Origin of the sequence: Prochlorococcus sp. MIT 0604 (genome assembly GCF_000757845.1) — a bacterium.
Classification (GTDB): Bacteria; Cyanobacteriota; Cyanobacteriia; order PCC-6307; family Cyanobiaceae; genus Prochlorococcus_A.
Map to the genome: position 1 here is coordinate 1,632,597 of NZ_CP007753.1, position 16,408 is coordinate 1,649,004.

The 16,408-nt window shown below is 32.1% G+C and carries 16 protein-coding genes, 1 tRNA gene and 1 other RNA gene; 5 read left to right on the top strand and 13 right to left on the bottom strand.

Translation table 11 applies throughout. From position 1 onward, the window contains the following. Positions 1 to 13: 13 nt before the first annotated feature. The 4 genes from EW14_RS09035 to EW14_RS09050 are packed head-to-tail and all read right to left on the bottom strand — an operon-like array spanning position 14 to position 2,691. Positions 14 to 775, bottom strand: coding sequence for a phycoerythrobilin:ferredoxin oxidoreductase (locus EW14_RS09035; protein ID WP_042851123.1), 762 nt, complete (start codon positions 773 to 775; stop codon positions 14 to 16). Then, entirely contained in the window at positions 776 to 1,486 is a 711-nt protein-coding gene (locus EW14_RS09040; RefSeq protein WP_042851124.1) for a 15,16-dihydrobiliverdin:ferredoxin oxidoreductase, read from the bottom strand. A gap of 6 nt (positions 1,487 to 1,492) precedes the next feature. Further along, positions 1,493 to 2,203 carry a heme oxygenase (biliverdin-producing) gene (locus EW14_RS09045; protein ID WP_042851126.1) on the bottom strand — a complete coding sequence of 237 codons (711 nt, stop codon included), beginning with the start codon at positions 2,201 to 2,203 and terminating at the stop codon, positions 1,493 to 1,495. Between the two features lie 56 nt (positions 2,204 to 2,259). Further along, positions 2,260 to 2,691: a hypothetical protein gene (locus EW14_RS09050; protein ID WP_042851128.1), complete on the bottom strand. Its 432-nt coding sequence runs from the start codon at positions 2,689 to 2,691 to the stop codon at positions 2,260 to 2,262. A 210-nt stretch (positions 2,692 to 2,901) separates the two neighbouring features. Here EW14_RS09050 and EW14_RS09055 point away from each other — a divergent pair, with 210 nt between their 5' ends. Continuing rightward, positions 2,902 to 4,326, top strand: a complete 1,425-nt coding sequence (locus EW14_RS09055) for an NADP-dependent isocitrate dehydrogenase (RefSeq protein ID WP_042851129.1) — start codon at positions 2,902 to 2,904, stop codon at positions 4,324 to 4,326. Between the two features lie 3 nt (positions 4,327 to 4,329). Here EW14_RS09055 and EW14_RS09060 read toward each other — a convergent pair whose 3' ends face one another. The 4 genes from EW14_RS09060 to EW14_RS09075 are packed head-to-tail and all read right to left on the bottom strand — an operon-like array spanning position 4,330 to position 8,867. Then, a complete protein-coding gene (locus EW14_RS09060) occupies positions 4,330 to 5,679 on the bottom strand; it encodes a four-carbon acid sugar kinase family protein (protein ID WP_042851130.1) in 1,350 nt (449 codons plus the stop codon). A gap of 13 nt (positions 5,680 to 5,692) precedes the next feature. Then, positions 5,693 to 6,547, bottom strand: a complete 855-nt coding sequence (locus EW14_RS09065) for a galactose mutarotase (protein WP_042851131.1) — start codon at positions 6,545 to 6,547, stop codon at positions 5,693 to 5,695. Between the two features lie 9 nt (positions 6,548 to 6,556). After that, positions 6,557 to 7,456 carry an alpha/beta fold hydrolase gene (locus EW14_RS09070; RefSeq protein WP_042851132.1) on the bottom strand — a complete coding sequence of 300 codons (900 nt, stop codon included), beginning with the start codon at positions 7,454 to 7,456 and terminating at the stop codon, positions 6,557 to 6,559. Positions 7,457 to 7,499: 43 nt separating this feature from the next. Next, entirely contained in the window at positions 7,500 to 8,867 is a 1,368-nt protein-coding gene (locus EW14_RS09075) for a cation:proton antiporter (RefSeq protein ID WP_042851133.1), read from the bottom strand. A gap of 154 nt (positions 8,868 to 9,021) precedes the next feature. On the opposite strand from EW14_RS09075, the gene EW14_RS09080 reads away from it, so the two are divergent. Next, positions 9,022 to 11,568 carry a glycogen/starch/alpha-glucan phosphorylase gene (locus tag EW14_RS09080; protein ID WP_042851134.1) on the top strand — a complete coding sequence of 849 codons (2,547 nt, stop codon included), beginning with the start codon at positions 9,022 to 9,024 and terminating at the stop codon, positions 11,566 to 11,568. Here the strand turns inward: EW14_RS09080 and EW14_RS09085 are convergent. The 3 genes from EW14_RS09085 to EW14_RS09095 form a co-directional block, all read right to left on the bottom strand. Then, a complete protein-coding gene (locus EW14_RS09085) occupies positions 11,561 to 12,016 on the bottom strand; it encodes a hypothetical protein (RefSeq protein ID WP_042851135.1) in 456 nt (151 codons plus the stop codon). The two genes, EW14_RS09080 and EW14_RS09085, sit on opposite strands and share 8 nt — an antisense overlap. A gap of 31 nt (positions 12,017 to 12,047) precedes the next feature. Then, positions 12,048 to 12,380: a hypothetical protein gene (locus EW14_RS09090; RefSeq protein ID WP_011377237.1), complete on the bottom strand. Its 333-nt coding sequence runs from the start codon at positions 12,378 to 12,380 to the stop codon at positions 12,048 to 12,050. A gap of 78 nt (positions 12,381 to 12,458) precedes the next feature. Next, positions 12,459 to 12,532 (bottom strand) — tRNA-Arg (locus EW14_RS09095). Positions 12,533 to 12,570: 38 nt separating this feature from the next. Here EW14_RS09095 and rnpB point away from each other — a divergent pair. Next, positions 12,571 to 12,950: RNase P RNA component class A (gene rnpB, locus EW14_RS09780), an RNA gene on the top strand. A 22-nt stretch (positions 12,951 to 12,972) separates the two neighbouring features. Further along, positions 12,973 to 13,722 carry a ribonuclease III family protein gene (locus tag EW14_RS09100; protein ID WP_042851136.1) on the top strand — a complete coding sequence of 250 codons (750 nt, stop codon included), beginning with the start codon at positions 12,973 to 12,975 and terminating at the stop codon, positions 13,720 to 13,722. A gap of 3 nt (positions 13,723 to 13,725) precedes the next feature. Here the strand turns inward: EW14_RS09100 and EW14_RS09105 are convergent, their stop codons facing one another. Next, positions 13,726 to 13,911, bottom strand: coding sequence for an NAD(P)H dehydrogenase subunit NdhS (locus tag EW14_RS09105; RefSeq protein WP_042851137.1), 186 nt, complete (start codon positions 13,909 to 13,911; stop codon positions 13,726 to 13,728). A 24-nt stretch (positions 13,912 to 13,935) separates the two neighbouring features. Between EW14_RS09105 and rimM the strand changes: the two genes are divergently transcribed. Further along, on the top strand, positions 13,936 to 14,475 hold the full coding sequence (gene rimM, locus EW14_RS09110) for a ribosome maturation factor RimM (RefSeq protein WP_042851138.1): 540 nt from the start codon (positions 13,936 to 13,938) through the stop codon (positions 14,473 to 14,475). Between the two features lie 31 nt (positions 14,476 to 14,506). Here rimM and glmS read toward each other — a convergent pair whose 3' ends face one another. Beyond that, positions 14,507 to 16,402 carry a glutamine--fructose-6-phosphate transaminase (isomerizing) gene (gene glmS, locus EW14_RS09115; RefSeq protein WP_042851139.1) on the bottom strand — a complete coding sequence of 632 codons (1,896 nt, stop codon included), beginning with the start codon at positions 16,400 to 16,402 and terminating at the stop codon, positions 14,507 to 14,509. Positions 16,403 to 16,408 lie beyond the last annotated feature (6 nt).

Here is a 16,408-nt window from a genome sequence, read left to right on the forward strand (position 1 = left end):
AATTATAAAACTTTTAAGTAGTAAATAAAACTTCTTTAATTAAAGATTCTGTAAATTCTTTACCAAACAAACTCGACAACATTGGTCTTGCTGGATCGTTATCTCTTCTATATTTCAAATAATTACTTTGACCATTTATTAATTCTTTTTGCAGTTCCATATTGACTTCTCTTCTTTCGAAAAGAATTTCCAAATACAAATCAAGATATTCCTTAAATGAGGTATAAAGATGATTAGCAATTAAAAAATCACTTCTTTCTTCTTTTGGTAATTTTGACCAGATTACTCCTGGAGAAAAAAATCTAGCTACATCTGCAGGCATTTTTTCAGCTAATGGGATTGATGAATGACAATGATTTTTGAGTTTTATGAGTTTTTCTAATAACTCATTATTGTATTGATTTTCTATTTTTAATGAAGGCTGAAAATCTAATACTAATAAATGACTATTAGGTAGAGAAACAAAATCTACCCCAAAGAATGGGACGTTATAAATAGTATTAGGAATAATTAAAAAATTTAAAACAGAATAATTTGGACTATTTATACACACTGCTCTAGCGAATTGAATTCTTTTTTTATGCGTTACACCCCAAGTAAAGAGATTCACATTTTTTTTTGATTTTTTTGAACCATAAGTGGAATCTTTACAAGAATATTCCGAGGGTATTATCTTTTCTAAACAGTTATATTTAATTAAATTATTAATTAAATATTTTAGAAAATTATGCCATCTCCAATCTGGCCTATAAAAAATGGTATCTTGTATTAACATTCAATAAATAATCTCATTATTTAATGTAAAAAGAAATTTATTGATAAATTTTTTTGTCCATCTTTCTCCAAAAAAAGATTTAAACAATTTATCTGCAGGGTCTTTTTCAAAACTGTACTTATCATATTTAATTTGACTAATCTTAATTTCCGCTGCATTTAAAAATTGATTAACTGGATTCGATTTATAAATGTTCAAATAATTATTTACAAATGAATGGAATATATTATTTAAATCTCTATCTAGATTTAATTTATTTCCCCTACATATAATCACCCATGGGGAAAAATACTTTTTTGAATCATATATGTTCTTCATTTTATTATTATCAAATGCAGAATATTTTTTCTTAATACTTCCTAAACTTGAACAATATTTTTCAAGATACTTGCCTTCTTGAATTAAAGGTTGATAATCAAGTATTGCCAATAACTTTTGAGAAGTTCCAAACCATAAAACATCAGCTCCTAAAATAGGCATTTCACTATCATAATTTGGATATGCGACAGTATTAAACACTTGCAGTTTTTTGCCACCATCTAATCTTGTTATTCGCCACTTTCTATATTCGGGAGATGAAAAAAGCCAATTTTTAATGATATATTTTGAGTCTTCGTTGTGATGTTCTTTAAATTCGTTAGATATTTGTACTTCATGACCATTTAGTTCATCAATATTGGTTTTAAGGAAATCAACTAATGAATCAAACATAAATTCCTAGGTCTCGGTGCTTCCTTTCCTTACTTTTTTTGTAATGTAATTAAATACAATCTTGCCTAAAACAGCAATCAAGTTACCTTCAAGCTCCTTAAACATTTTCATATTGTAGGTAAAAGCTTGATTAGCTTCATCAATAATTTGATCAGCAGTCTTTTGATTTATTGGAAGTTTATTCAAAGTAAGGGAATATTCTTCCTTGAATTTCTTTTCATCAGCAATTAATTCAAACTCATAAAAATTTAAACCATCATTGCCCTGCAAATTTAATGCTTTTTTTGCTATTCTTTTTAAAATTTGCCCCCCGGATAAATCTCCTATATAGCGAGTGTAGTGGTGACCAACCAGTAGCTCAGGTGAATTTTTTGCGACCTCTCGGATTCTTTCAACGTATTCTTTTGCTGAGTGAGAAATATTAATTTCATTCTTCCAGTTATCACCAAAATAAAATTTAAGATCATTTACAAGAGTTTCTTTCCTGAATAATGATTTAAAACCTATAGGTTTTATTACGGGATGTTCCTCATTGACCAGTCTTTCAATTTCTTCTTCCATAGCTTCATAAACAAAATATAAATCACTAATTAATTTTCTATAAGATTTTTTTTCAACAACTCCTTTTAAAAAACAAGCGACAAAGCCAGTATTTTCTGCCATAGTGTGGGATTTTTTTGTCCCCTCTCTTAATTGTCCTGCAAGAGCGACTGCCATATATTTTGAATTATTTTGTAAGTGTATTTAATCTACAAGGAAAACACATAAAACAGCTAATTTTTGTTACCAGCGGATGTTGTAGAGAATAGCTTATAAAGTTCTTTACAAACCAAAAAAAGGTTATCTTTTTGTTCCTTTTGGGGTAGATGAGTGCCAGTCATTTCCCAATCACCGATGGTAGCCACTCTCCATCTCTCGGAGGGAACAATCATACCTCGCATTATTATCCCCAACAATTTTGGGACTCTGTCATTATTATCATTTTCAATTCTTAATTGTAAGAGTATTGCTCTACATTCAATAAGAGGACTCCAACCAGGGAAATGAAACGCAAAATCAATAGTATCTCTCATGGATTCATGATTTGAATTGTCCCAGGGACTAAAGTTTACGCTTGCATCTGGAAAATATTTCCGAAACAAAGCTGCAGTAGAAGCAATTTTATTAGCTATTTCAACATTACTAACATTTGAACTAGCATTCATAAATAGCTGAGTATTTTTTTGAAAATGACATAATTTGCTTTAACTTGCTTATTAACTACTTTTTCTTTTAATAAAGATGTTGAAATGCTGATCAATAAAGTATTCTCTATTCACATTTGAACAATAAATTTCTAGGTTTTAAAGAAAATAACTCATCGCAAATTACAATACGAGGAACTTCAATGAGTTATCTTTTATTAATTCAATGCTATGCCAAAATTTGAAAAATTAATTTTACCTAATGAAGGCGAGATAATAACTTTTAATCAAGGCAAACCTAATGTTCCTAATAATCCAATTGTTCCATTTATTAGGGGTGATGGCACTGGAGTTGATATTTGGCCTGCCACTCAAATAGTTCTTGATTCAGCGATTAAAAAAAGCTATGGAGATGAAAGAAAAATTAATTGGTTTAAAGTCTATGCAGGCGATGAAGCTTGTGAACTTTATGGAACATATAACTATCTTCCTCAAGATACTATTGAAGCAATCAGACACTTTGGTGTAGCCATCAAAGGTCCTTTAACGACTCCCATCGGTGGAGGTATTAGATCTCTTAATGTTGCATTAAGGCAAATCTTTGATTTATATAGCTGTGTTAGACCATGCAAATATTATTCAGGAACTCCAAGCCCTCACAAAAATCCCCAAAATTTAGACGTTATCGTTTATAGAGAAAATACTGAGGATATCTACATGGGAATTGAATGGGAAGCAGAGGATAATAATTGTCTTGAATTAATTAATCACTTAAATAACGTTGTCATACCAAAAAGTAAAAATTTAAAAAATAGATCTATACCAAACGGATCAGGTATTGGCATCAAACCGGTTAGTAAATCTGGTAGCCAAAGGCATATTAGAAAAGCTATAGAACATGCTAAAAGATTATCGGGCAATAAAAGGCATGTGACTCTTGTACATAAAGGAAATATTATGAAATATACAGAAGGTGCATTTAGAGATTGGGGATATGAATTAGCCGTAGATGAATTTAGAGAAGATTGCATTACAGAAAGAGAAAGTTGGATTTTAGATAATATTCAGAAAAATCCAGAAATTACAATTGAAAATAATGCTCGAAAAATTGAACCAGGTTTTGACAAGCTTACAAATAACAAAAAAGCATTCATTTGCGAAGAAATTAAAGAAGTTATTGCATCAATATCAAATTCTCACGGAGATGGAAAATGGAAGGAACTTATTCTTGTTGATGATCGGATAGCTGATAGTATATTTCAACAAATTCAAACTAGACCTCAAGAATATTCAATACTTGCAACATTAAACCTTAATGGAGACTATGTTTCTGATGCAGCTGCGGCAATTGTTGGAGGTCTAGGTATGGCTCCTGGTGCAAATATTGGAGATAATGCAGCAATTTTCGAAGCTACGCATGGTACTGCTCCAAAACATGCAGGCTTAAACAAGATTAATCCTGGCTCAGTAATTCTTAGTGGTGTAATGATGCTTGAATATTTTGGTTGGGATGAAGCAGCTAACTTAATTACTAATGGTTTAAGTAAAGCAATAGAGCAAAAAAAAGTCACTTATGATCTAGCACGTTTAATGGAACCAAAAGTAGAACCCTTATCCTGCAGCAGTTTTGCTGAAGAAATTATATCAAATTTCTAATTTTTAAAAATTACTTTTATTTTCAAAAACTTTCCAAATATTAACCAATGAATCTTTAGTGCCAATGTTTCCAGGATGAGTAACAATCGGGAGTTTTTTGTCATTTTTTAAGTTATAAGTCACCACCGAAATTCCTGTTAAAATCTGTCCCTCAAGATAAACATAATCTGCATTAAGTCCATTACTAAGAATTAAATTTGTTGTTATTCCACCTTTTGAAATCAAATATCCTATTTCATACTTCAAATCTGCTACTAATTCAGCAATAAAACAAGCAAGTAAATTATAAAAATTAACTATTTCAGAAGAATTTAAGGACATAAATTTTCTTGATGTAAACAAAACAGGAGTTTTTCCCTTCTCAAAAGAAAATCTAATTTCCTTCAAAAATTTATTTTTAAACAAATTCCTTCGCTTCTTATTATTATCTGATGAAGTGATGTTAAAGAATTCAAAAACATCTAATTCAACTGGATTGAAATTACTTATCTCTAATAAATTATTCAATTGTATTGTTGAAAGTTCTACATAAGATCCAACAATTATCAGTCCTGGAAGAAAACTCTTTTCTTTATTTTTTATTCTTAAATTAGAAAAAAATAGTTCACCCTTAGAGACACTTTTTTTCTCAGAAATTGAACTTATAAAACTTGCTGCAGTTCGAAAAAGGAATTTTTTTTGTTTAATTAATTTTTTAATTGCTAAAGAAAATTTTTTTAGTTGAGAATAATTTTCTACATCTACAATTACATGTTTATTATTCTTCAAGTTCTTTAGTTTTTTAAAAACAATATTATTTTCTTCATCATTTAGCATTTCGATATCTGACAATAAAAGATTTTGAATATCTTCAAAATTTATTTCCGATTTACTCTGTTGAAATAAAAGATTCTTGACTTTACTTGTCTCATATCCAAAAATTTTATCTTTTGCAAAAATTGTTTCACTAATAGGGGTTTTATCAACAAAATGTGATCCATTAATTGTTAATCTTTTACCCTCTATGAAAGCTGGAATATGAAAAGTAGCATCAAAAGGACCTAAGCGACTATTTAGGACACTTGGCTCTAAAAAGTTATGACCTCGTAGAGTAGAGTCTCCTCTACTTATAAAAATAATTTCTTCATTATAGGCTTTAGAAGCAATTACAGTCTTCAGATTTTCACAAATTTCCTTTATTGTTAATTTCGCATCATTTTCCGAAAGTGACCTTGTATTAGCCAAAATAAAAAATAAATTAGATTTAGATTCAAAACCTTTGACTAAAGTTGGACAGTCCCATTTAAGCAGTAACAAGCAATCTTGCACAGTTTGAGAGCCAGTAGGATCATCATCTATAACGACAAATTTCATAAGTATTGCACAATTACTTAAGAGATTTTATTTGTATTGAGGCATTAAACCTTTTACTATCATTTGAAGGAATCATAAATTTTCTAAATCCATCAACAAAAGAATTTCTTGGACTAGTCCAAGGTTCAAGACAAATCATTCTTCTTGGAGGATCACTCCAAATAACGCCTAAATCAAAAGGATATGGATGATTTAAAGTTACCTCTCTTTTAAAAACTTTATCTCGAAAAGAGCTTCTACCGGAAGTATACATAAGTAGATCAACTCCTAAATTAATTTTGTTTAATTCATCCAAAGTATTACTTATAGTATTTCTTTCTTGATCCTGACAATTAAGTGGATTATCAATAAACTCCAAATTTTTGAAATCTGAAACATTAAAATAAGGATGCAAACCAAAATTCATAGGCATAGCAAAATCTGTTTTGTTATGGATTGTAATTTCAAATTCTAAACAATTAATTTTTAAGGTAACTAAAATTCTTAGTTCGAAATCGAAAGGATAATATTGTTTGGTTTTTTTAGATTCATTTAAAAATAAGCATAAAGATTTTTCATTTTCATTAAAAGAGTGTTGCCATTGCGAATCCCTAGCGAAACCATGTTGTGTTAGTTGCAAATACTCTTTTCCAAATACTGAACTAGAGGTATTGAGATTTCCACAAATGGGGAACAAGATAGGAATGCCTCCCCTAATACTTTTTGTCTTATCCATAAATCTTTTTTCATCGAAATAAAGTATCTCTTTACCATCCGAAATCCAATTTGTAATAAAACCCCCTCTCTCAGGACAAAATTTAATGTAGTTATTTTTATCTAATTGAAAGACAAAAATTTTTTGGTCTTTATTAGATAATTTAATTTGCACAATTGTTACTTAAAGAGAATCAACCCAATCCAAAATATGCTGATTAACTAATTCAGGTATTTCGTCATGAGGACAATGTCCAGCTTCAAGAATGATTTCTTTTGTATTCTTTGGTGTAAATTTTTTATAAAGATTTCTTTTTTTGGGAGTATTCATCCAAGGATCTTTTCCTCCCCAGAGCAGTAATAATGGTGAATCAAGTTTTGCGAACAACTTATCCAACGGCAATCCCTGGGGACCTGATGGGTTAAATACGCTTCTAAAAACATTAAAAGCACCGAAATCTAGCGAAGGCTTTCTTATGGACTCAACTAAAAAATCATCAACGTTTTTCTTATCAACATAAACTTGATTCAAAGTTTTTTTAATATTTTTTGGATTTCTCATATTCTCGAAAATCAAACGTTGAAGAACAATATTTTTCAAAAATATGCCGGCAACTGTTTCAATAGAAGTTTGCAACATATTCTTTTTGGTAGTTTTTTCTTCACTAAAGTATCCCGCAGCATTAAGTAATATCACTCCTGCATTTAGTTCATTTAATTCTGAACCAGCTGCTAATGCTGCATAACCACCTAATGAATTCCCAACAACAATTGTAGGTTTTTTAATTTTCTCTTTTACATAAGCTACAACTTGGTCTTTCCATAAAGATCCTGAGTATTCAACATCTTGAGGCTTAGGACTTTTTCCAAAACCAAGTAGATCCATAGCATGAACTTCGTATTTGGTACTCAAAATAGGAATATTAAATCTCCAATGATCCGTGGAGGCTCCGAAACCATGAATTAATAAAATTGCACATTCTTTTGATGTTTTCGCAGGCTTAGCAGAAACAGTATGGATTGGGTAATTTAAAAAATTCCAGTCATAATTTACATCACTATTTATTAGAACTGTCTTTTCCATTTATTGAAAATCATATTTTGGTTGATTCTAATAAACTTATTTCCTAAAGAAGACCCACAGGATCAGCTGCAACATCATCTGAAATTTTATTGCCATCATTTGGGGGCTTATCTTTTAAAACAATTCTTAAGAGAACAGGTGCAAGAAACGTGGTTCCAATAACCATTAATAAAATAGCTGCTTCAAGAGAGGGAGTTAACAACTTAGCACTTGTCCCTAGTCCGAGGAAAATTAAACCAACCTCTCCTCTAGGCATCATACCCAAACCAACAACTAATCTATTTGTAGGTTTATCACTTGAGAATACCCATCCTGCTGCAATCTTTCCTATAATCGCCACAACTAATAAAAAACCAGCAACTACAAGTGCTGACCTACTTGTTGGATCAAGTGGATTGATAACTGATAAATCCATTCCAGCTCCCACTAATACAAAGAAAATAGTTGCGAATAAGGATACTAAAGGTAAAACGGATTGTTGTATTGCGTGATTATTTTTAGAACTACTAAGAATTAGTCCAGCTGCAAAAGCACCTAAAGCTGCTTCCAAGCCTATGGCTGTTGCGACAAAACAACACAACACAAGTATCACAAAAGAAGCTACCACTACGGCTCCAGGAGCCTTTAATCTATCTAATAACCAATCAAAACCTGGGGCAGCTGTTCTACTTAATGCAATAGCAGCAATAACAAATACTACAGCTGCTGCAACTAATTTAACTATAGGTGCAATTTCTAAAGAACCTCCGGCAGCAAGTGCAACTACAACTGCAAGAATAACAATACCCAAAATATCATCCAAAACAGCTGCTCCAATGACAATCTGTCCTTCTCGAGTTTTTAAATATCCCAACTCACCGAAAACACTTGCAGTAATTCCTATACTGGTTGCTGTCATAGATGCTCCCGCAAAAACTGCTGGAATTAGATCTACTTGGAAAATAAACATTAATCCAAGAGTTCCAAATGCAAACGGTAAAATTACACCAGCCATAGCAACAGTAAATGCCTGAGCTCCGACAGCAACTAATTCCTCTAACTCACTTTCTAATCCTGTTAAAAATAAAAGAGCATATAACCCGAGAGTTGCTACTGCTTGGAGAGATGGAAAACTTTCGAAGTAAACTTCAGGTACAGCTTCTGGGGGAATAGACGCTAATGAGCTAATAACATTTATAAGTCCCTCATTTAATTCAGTTCCAGCTGAAGGCGGTATCAACAAATGAAATCCTGAGGCCCCTATTACGACCCCTGCAAGAAGCTCGCCTACTATGGTTGGCAAACTTAGTCTTACTAATACTTCTGCTAATGCTCTTGCAGCTAAAAATATCAATAGAAATCTTATAACTCCTATCAAAGTTTCGGCAACTTCTAAATCATGTGCACTTAATTCAGCAAGTAAAGAATACATTTGAAATGAGAGAAAAAATAAACTACCTAATTGGAAGATAGTTTATTAAGGGCCCACTTTAAGAAATATGTAAGAAAAAAGCAAAAATACTCAACAAGTGTGGATCTGAAGTTACTACAAAGAAATTTTCTAAAAAATGGCTATCGTCTGTTATATGGCTAATCCAATGAATACCAACGAACCCTTTGATCTACGTTTGCCTACCCCAGGCTGCTATTTAGATCCTGAGAAAGCTGGAATGGATTCTGATGCTGTTTTTCAAGGAATGACTGCCCATCTTTTTTATACTCTTGGAAAGTTAGCAACTTCTGCAAGTCCTCACGACTTGTACATGGCTTTAAGTTATGCAGTAAAAGATAGGCTAATGACACGATATTTAGCCAGCCAAGAAGTCATAAGAAAAAAACCACAAAAAACTGTCGCCTACTTATCAGCAGAATTTCTAATAGGCCCTCAATTAAGTAATAATCTTCTCAATCTTGGAATTACTCAGGAGGCAGAAGATGCTTTGAAAAGATTCGGCATTGAATCATTGTCAACAATTCTTGAAGTTGAAGAAGAGCCTGGATTAGGGAATGGTGGGCTTGGCAGACTTGCAGCTTGTTATATGGAATCATTAGCATCTCTTCAGGTTCCAGCAGTTGGTTATGGTATTCGATATGAATTTGGTATATTTAATCAGTTAATTAGAGACGGTTGGCAAGTTGAAGTAACTGACAAGTGGTTAAAAGGGGGATGGCCATGGGAACTTCCACAACCCGACGAATCATGTTTTGTTGGTTTTGGAGGCAGAACTGAAAGTTACAGAGATAATAAAGGAAATTACAGATCAAGATGGATTCCCTCAGAACATGCTATTGGAGTACCTCATGATGTTCCAGTTTTAGGATACAGAGTCAATACATGTGACAGATTAAGATTATGGAGAGCTGATGCAACAGAAAGTTTTGACTTTTATGCATTCAATATTGGTGATTATTATGGTGCAGTAGAAGAAAAAGTTGCATCTGAAACTCTTTCAAAAGTTCTCTATCCAAATGATGGAACTGACGAAGGTAGAAGATTAAGACTTAAACAACAACACTTTTTTGTAAGTTGTTCTCTTCAGGATATGTTGAGAAGTCTTGAAAAAAGATCAATATCAATAACAGAATTCCCTAAGCACTGGACAGTTCAATTGAATGATACTCATCCTGCTATTGCTGTTGCGGAATTAATGAGACTTCTGATTGACCAATATCAAATAGGTTGGGATAAAGCTTGGAACATAACAACCTCCTCAGTTGCTTATACCAATCACACATTGCTGCCAGAAGCTTTAGAGAAATGGGATTTAGGTTTATTTAATGATCTTCTTCCTCGTCATCTTGAAATTATTTATGAAATTAACTGGAGATTTTTACAACAATTAAGACTACGTTATCCTGGAGATGACAAGATTCTTCAAAAACTTTCAATAATCGATGAAGAAGGATCCAAATCAGTTCGGATGGCACATTTAGCTACAATTGGAGCACATCATATAAATGGAGTTGCAGCTCTTCACTCTGATCTAATAAAAAGACAACTTCTTCCTGAATTCGCAGCTTTATGGCCTGAAAAATTTACAAATGTTACTAATGGGGTTACTCCAAGAAGATGGGTTGCCCTATCTAATCCATCATTATCTAACCTTTTAGAAGAAGAAGTTGGTCCAAATTGGATAACAAATATGGAACTTCTTAAAAAGTTAGAAGAAAAAAAAGATGATAATAATTTTTTACAAAAATTTGAGGAAACAAAATTAAATGGCAAAAGAAAATTAGCTAGTTTTATACATTCAAAAACTGGCATACTTGTAGATCCATCAAGTTTATTTGATGTTCAAGTAAAAAGAATTCATCAATATAAGAGGCAACATTTAAACGCTCTACAAATTATTGCTCAATATTTAAGAATCAAAAATGGTAAAAACAAGCACGAAGTCCCAAGGACAATAATATTCGGAGGTAAAGCTGCTCCAGGCTACTTTATGGCAAAGCTGATGATTAGATTTATTAATGGTATTGCTGATGTAGTTAATTCTGACCCAGATATGGATGGTTTATTAAGAGTTGTTTTTCTACCAGACTATAACGTCAAACTTGGCGAAATAGTCTATCCCGCAACTGATCTTTCAGAACAAATTTCAACTGCTGGAAAAGAAGCATCTGGAACTGGAAATATGAAGTTTGCTATGAATGGAGCGTTAACGATTGGAACCTTGGATGGAGCTAATGTGGAATTAAGAGATCTTGTAAAAAAAGAGAATTTCTTTCTTTTTGGTAAAACTGAAAGTGAAATTATGGATTTAAAAAATAATAATTACTCTCCCAAAACTTTTATTGAGAAATGTCCTGAGCTTAAAGAAGTTATAAACTTAATTGAAATTGGGCACTTTAGCAATGGTGATAAAGAATTATTTAAACCTTTATTAAATAGCTTGACTGGACATGACCCATTTTTTGTTATGGCTGACTTTGAAGACTACTTAAATAAACAAGATGTGGTCAGTGAATGCTGGAATAATAAAAATTCTTGGAATAAAATGGCATTATTAAACACTGCTAGATCAGGATATTTTTCTTCAGATAGATCTATTAGAGAGTACTGTAAATCTATTTGGAAAGTTTCTCCAATGCCAGTTGAAATTACTTGTGACGTCGAAGAATTAACTAATTAATATTTTTCTTATCTGGTGAATCTGGGGTTTGATGAAATAATCTATTCAGAATTAACCTATCCATATTTAATGGGTCTGGAGCTAATTCATTGGCAATTTCTTTAAATTTTGATTCAATATTGTTTGAAACTTTTGTATCAAATATCCTCTCCATTAATGCTTCAATTGAAAATAAATAGGCATTAACACTTTCAAGTTCATCTAAAGCTTCAGTAATTTCTATATCAGAAATATGTTTTTCTTCTGAGCTGATATTTTCTTTAGATTCTCTTTCAGATAATATTCTCTGCAACTCATTAGTCACCTTAGTACAAAGAGTTCTGAAAGATTGAATAGATGCCCAATTTAATTCTTGTTGCTGCTTAAAAGTAGGAAATTCTCTAATCAAACGATCATGCTCTTTATAAAATCTCTGACAATCAGAGCATTGACATGGTTCTTCAGTCAAAAGAAAATGAAATTCTTTTTATATCATCTCACTATTTGGGCAAAATTGTAGGGCCATCCAACAATTCGTCATTTTCATCGAGTGAATCTGGACTATCTGGCAAAGGTATCTCAATACTAGTAACCAAATTAATAACATCTCTAAGTCTCATAGAATCAGCAAACCATCCCATAGCTTGCTCGGCATCGCCTCTTTTTTCAGCATCATTTGCTTGATCTTCGTGAGCTTCCGCTAACAGAGCAAGCCAGCACAGACATCTTGCTTGAACTATTGAAAGATCTAAATCATTAGGTTGGGATTTAGAAATGCGTTCATGCTCCTGTTGAATTAAGAGCTTCAAACGCATATCATGCAACTTAGCCATAAAAGATTTATTACTAACTATACGCTAGCTAGAGAGTAGCGAGTTTGCACACATACTACATATAGTTTTTTATTTTTACGGGACTGGCGGGAGTCGAACCCACGACCTACGGTTTAGGAAACCGTTGCTCTATCCTGCTGAGCTACAGCCCCAATAGATGATTTTTAGAGTATTAAGCATTATGCTAAATGAAAGCAGGAGAGGCGATCGCAAGAAAGTTTTATTTTGGAAACAAAATAAAACTTTCTTGAGGAAAGTCCGGGCTCCCACATGGTCAGGCTTGCTGGGTAATTCCCAGTGCGGGCAACCGTGAGGATAGTGCCACAGAAACATACCGCCTAATACTTTAAGTATGGCAAGGGTGCAAGGGTGTGGTAAGAGCGCACCAGCAACATTGAGAAGTGTTGGCTAGGTAAACCCCGGCTGGGAGCAAGGCTTAGTAGATTTATGACCATTACACAATCTGCTTATAAGCGCCGCTTGAGACTGTGAAGTAATTCCAGTCCTAGATAGATGATTGCCCATCTTAATTAAGATGAACAGAACCCGGCTTATGACCTGCTTTCTAAATTATTGTGATTATTCAAATCAGATGACAAATATAATTAATGCAAAGAGAATTAATCAAATAACTTCTTTTTTGAAGTCTTTAAATATAAAATCAAAAAGATTTTCTGAAATAATTAGAACTCAAAATATTTCAGTTATTCAAAATTTTAATCAAGCATTTATCCATTCTTCAGAGGACAAAATCATAAATTACGAAACACTAGAATTTTTTGGAGATGCAGTACTTAGATTAGCTGCTTCTAATTTTATTGAAAAAAAATATCCTAAAATGAGTGTCGGCCAAAGATCCGAGCTAAGAGCACAAATTGTAAGTGATGAATGGTTAACTAAATTAGGGGAAAAAATTGATATTGAGAAATTAATAATCAAAGGACCTAAAGCTCTTGGTGATGAAAATTCAAAAAATACTATTATTGGTGAAGCTACAGAAGCATTAATAGGTGCTGTTTACAAATGCTTTGATTCAATTCAAGAAGTAAATCTTTGGTTAGATGATATTTGGGAGGAAGATTCAGAAATATTTTTACAAGCTCCATATAAATTCAAATCTAAAACAGTATTGCAAGAATGGTGTCAAAGTAAAGGTTTTGAATTGCCAGTCTATAAGATAATTGAAGTCTCAAAGAAAAATGGAGACCCTAAAAGATTTTCATGCGATATATTTATAGAAGGATTAAAAGAATCATCTGCATTCGGCAAGTCCCATAAACAAGCAGAAACTAATGCAGCTAGAGTTTTGATAGAAAAATTTATAACTATAGGTAAAATCTAATTTTCAGACTATTTCTAGATTAGTTAGTTGAAAAGTTATAAGTTTATCCCAATTACCCCCTTCAAACAGGACCGCTGCACTTTTTTTTGTAACTCTTTGTACAAACCCTTTATATCCTCTGTATATGGAGTTATTGTCTTTTACAACAACAAAAGAACCAGGGAGTATGGGTTTATTTGATAATTCCATAAAATACTCTTCCTAATACAATATATGATAAATGAAAATGAATGGTTAACTGTTGGATTAATAACATCATGTCATGGAATTAATGGACAGTTAAAAGTTAAATCTCTAAGTGATTTTGAAGAAAGATTTTTAAAACCGGGAATGAGATGGTTGCAAAAAGAAAATGAACCTCCTTTAAAAGTAGAACTTATATCTGGTTTCAAACAGCCCGGTAAAGGAACCTTTATAGTTAAGCTCCAAGGAATAAATACGAGAAATCGTGCAGAGCAATTGAAAAAATTTAAAATTCTTGTAAAGACTGATAAACTACCCAAATTAAAAAAGGAAGAATTCCACTTCTTGGAACTTATAAATCTGGAGGTCAAGACTTTTGAAAATGATGAATTAAAAACAATTGGAAAAGTTATAAATTTAGAAAATGAAAAAAATAATTTACTCATTATTGAACTATTTAAAAATAAAAAAGAGGTTTTCGTACCATTTGTTAAAGAAATAGTCCCATTGGTAGATATAAAAAATAATTTTCTAATTATTAATCCACCAAATGGACTTTTAGAGCTATAAATTTAAAAATTAAAAATTTATTAGAAATTCATCATTCCACAGTTACACTTTTAGCTAAGTTTCTTGGTTGATCAACGTCCAATCCTCTATGAGCTGCTATGTGGTAACTCAATAATTGTAAAGGCACTATGTTAAGTAAAGGTGAAATCCATTCATTAGAGAAAGGAACTTTCATTAAATAATCAAAAATTTCAGTTCCATTATGTTCAGGGGCAATCCCAATCAAAAATGAATCTCTGGCTTTTGCTTCTTGAGCATTACTTATAACTTTATCGAAAACTTCACCAGGGGAAGCAATGGAAATTACCGGTACTTTTTTATCTAACAAAGCTATTGGACCATGTTTCATCTCACCAGCTGGATATCCAGCTGCATGAATGTAACTAATTTCTTTGAGTTTTAACGCCCCTTCAAGTGCTATGGGATAATTGATACCCCTACCTAAAAAAATAACATCTTTAATATTAAAAAAATCATGTGCTAGCTTTTCTGAAGATTTATTATGTTTCTCTAAAAGATTTTCTATTAATGGAGGCAGTTTTATAAGTTCAAATATTAAATTATTTATTTCATCTAAGCTTCGACTACCTTTGATTTCTGCAAATTTTATTGCTAATCCATAAAAAGAAAGCAATTGAGCAAAAAAAGTTTTTGTTGCTGCAACTCCAACTTCTATTCCTGCACAGATATCAATTATATTTGAGACCTGCCTTCCTATGGAACTCTCTTTTCTATTTGTTATTGCAATAAGATTTGGTTTAAATTTTTTATCTTCAATTGAAGAACGCCTTTTAATTTCCATATCGATAGCCGCGATTGTATCAGCAGTTTCTCCAGATTGAGTAACTCCAATAGTTAATGTATTTGGCAAAAGTGGAGGTGGTGAATATCGAAATTCGCTTGCATAAAAGACATTTGTAGGAATACCTGAAAATTGTTCTAACAAAAAGCTTCCCACCATTGCAGCATGTTTACTTGTACCACAAGCAATAATTTCAATTCTTTCTATTGATTCAAAAAACCCTGTATCAAATGGATATTTTATTTGATATTGGCCATTATCTAAGTTTTTAATTAAATAATTTTCTAACCAGTTTTTTGCAGTCCCAGGCTGATCATATATCTCCTTTAACATATAGTGTTTAAAATTCATCTTATCCATTATTTGCTCTGAGACTTTTAAAGAAACTGGATTTCGATATTGTCTCTCGTTGTTTGAGTCATATATTTCAATTCCAAGCGGAGTTAATAAAGCTATTTCTTCATCCTCCATAGGCAGAATAATATTCGTAAAGTTTGCAATAGCAGGCGTATCACTTGCACAAATAAATTCGCCTTCGCCCAATCCAATAATCAAGGGGGCTTGCCTCCTTGCAACTACCAAGGAAGTTGGAGCATCAGCCCATAAAACTGCCAAAGCATAAGATCCTTCTAAATCAGATATTACATTTCTCACAGCCACTAACAATGTTGAACCATTATTCTCAAGATTAAGTTTACTTAAAGTATTTAACTCTCTTTGTATTAGATGGGGAATTACCTCGGTATCTGTATCAGAATTAAAAATTATGCCCTCTTTCTCTAATTTATTTTTTAAATCTTGGAAATTTTCAATAATGCCATTTTGAACAACTGCTATGGTTCCAGAACTATCAGTATGAGGATGTGCGTTTTTAACCTCAGGTTTTCCATGAGTTGCCCATCTAGTATGACCTATACCTACAGTTCCAGGAATATTAAGATCATTAAGATTATTTATTAAATTCTTTAGTTTTCCTTCTGCTTTATTACAAGAAATACAATTTGTCTCGGAATTTATTATCGCAATACCTGCAGAATCATATCCTCTATATTCAAGTTTTTCTAAACCATTTATTAATAATGGTAAAGCTTTTTTATATCCAGTTACAGCAACTATTCCACACATACGAAT